The sequence below is a fragment of the Tenacibaculum finnmarkense genome (assembly GCF_900239185.1).
Lineage (GTDB): Bacteria > Bacteroidota > Bacteroidia > Flavobacteriales > Flavobacteriaceae > Polaribacter > Polaribacter finnmarkensis.
The window spans coordinates 1-2125 of record NZ_OENA01000002.1 but is presented as its reverse complement, the minus strand read 5'-3'; the positions used below and the strand labels follow the sequence as shown (position 1 = coordinate 2125).

Below are 2125 nucleotides of genomic sequence, written 5' to 3'. Positions count from 1 at the left end.
TTTTATTTTTTTAATTTAGTAATATTAAAAAACACACAACACTATCTATATATAATGCCACCTTACAGGATGGCACTATACATAGACCTAATATTGTAGCCAATTTAAGAAATGAGAAAACTATTAAACATATTCATAATATTGAGCCTTTCAATTTCCGCTTATTCACAGGAAGTTGAAATTGGAACAATATTTACAATTGAATTTAGTAATCCAGAAAAAAATATGGATTTCAAACTAATATCAAAAAGTTCATACAATGAAATTATTGATTTGTCAAAAATGGATTCTATAATAAAAACAGAGCCAAAAGAAAATCAAATAATTGGTGTGTTTGCAAACGGAAAATTTGGAAACAAAACTAATTCTATGCTTGTATTAATTAGTGGTTTAAATGATAATCTTGATTATGACTTAAAAATAAAATTACCAAAGAAAAGAAAACTTCAAAAAACTTCCACTTCTACTCTATTTAAAGATGTAAAATCAATTGAATATTGGCCTTATGAAATTGAGAAAATTGATTTCAAGAAGTTTAAAACTATTCCTAAAGAAAATTTTCAATCATTTCAAATTGAGACAAAAATAGATTCAACTTGTATTAAGAATGAAAATAAAAATATTGAGTTTGGAGAAAAAGAATTCAAAAAACATCTTGATTTAGCGATTTCGGAATTTGACAATATTGAGAATTTTGAACTTAAAAAAATGACTGAATACGAGAATTCTATTAATTCAGAAGATGTTTCACTTGGACATTTTTGGTCTCTCGGAGAAGGTATTTATCCAAATAAAAAAGAATTTAAATTTGGTAATCCGATAAGTTATAGAAGAATTGAGTGTCCCTATTTTGAAGGAAAATCAAATTATTTCTATACAAAAGATAATAAAAGCATTAAAGTTGTTTCATTTAATTGGAAAACCTTCAAAGAATCAAATTTTAGAATTAATCCAAAAATAGAAAAAGATTTAAGTGGAAAATTTAATTCGAAATATGATTTCATTGTTAATGTAGTAAGTGAATTACTGGGCAATCCATTAGATATTGAACAAGAAAAAGATTCTGGTAGAATTGATACGAAATGGAAATCCGCAAACGGAATTAATGCTTATTTATTTAAGTTTAAGACTTTTAACGAAATTAGATTATACATTTATAAAGAATAAAAAACTAGCTACAACACCGTGTATAATTAATTGCTTGGTTTTAGCCAATTTACGAAAGTCCTCACGAACTTTCTATCTGTGTTTTATTTACTAGCTTTAGTGCTTAAAACACGCAACTAATCATACACAACAACGTTGGCAGTAATAAAAAAATTATAATAACAAATTGAACTCGATTTTATGATATTGGAAAGTTATTATTGGAAAAAAGAACTTCTAAAAACGTCTGAAAAATTAAAAAAAAAGATAAAAGTTAAGAAATATTGGACACCTAAAAAGTACGCTAAATTCGAAAAGGAAATAATGTTTGGGTTTTATATAATCCGAAAACTAATAGAAGCGAATAAGCTGACTAACAAAATTGTCTCAACTAAAAAAGAATATAAGGTTCATAATAATTTAGGAACGAAAATTACAATAAGAAATAGACATAGTTTCGATGAATATTATGATTTTGGAAATTATAGTATTCGTAAATCCGATTTAAAATTTTTGAATAATCAATTTATACATAGTTATATTTTTAGCCCAATAATCTCTACCGTAGATGATTATAGTCTAAAATTAATGGAAAATGAAAAACTGACTGATGAAGAACACTGTGAAATTCACGAAAATTCAGAAAAAGAAGTCATAGGAATCTTTTTTAACTCGGATAAGAATAAAGATAAATCAATATTTCAAATAGACATAAAGACCATTATCGAGATTTTTCAAGATGTTGGAAACTGTAATGTAACAAGTATATCTATGAAATATAATGAAAAAAAAGATGACTGGGATTGTGTGCTAAAAGATGATGAAAATAAAATTCCTAATGAGTCTTTAGAATTAATAAACAAACTTGAAGAAGAATAACTACTGCCAACAAAGAACTGAGCTAAAAAACAACTCTTTTCTTGATTAAGTTTATACATTATTATTCTAGGCTCATAATTCTATAAATTAGTTTTTTGAG

At 25.3% G+C, this 2125-nt stretch carries 2 protein-coding genes; both read left to right on the top strand.

The annotated features are described in order from the left end of the window. Nucleotides 1–111 precede the first annotated feature (111 nt). Nucleotides 112–1167 carry a hypothetical protein gene (locus AQ1689_RS00185; protein ID WP_145993705.1) on the top strand — a complete coding sequence of 352 codons (1056 nt, stop codon included), beginning with the start codon at nucleotides 112–114 and terminating at the stop codon, nucleotides 1165–1167. Between the two features lie 180 nt (nucleotides 1168–1347). Further along, on the top strand, nucleotides 1348–2025 hold the full coding sequence (locus AQ1689_RS00180; protein ID WP_101954811.1) for a hypothetical protein: 678 nt from the start codon (nucleotides 1348–1350) through the stop codon (nucleotides 2023–2025). Nucleotides 2026–2125: the final 100 nt, after the last annotated feature.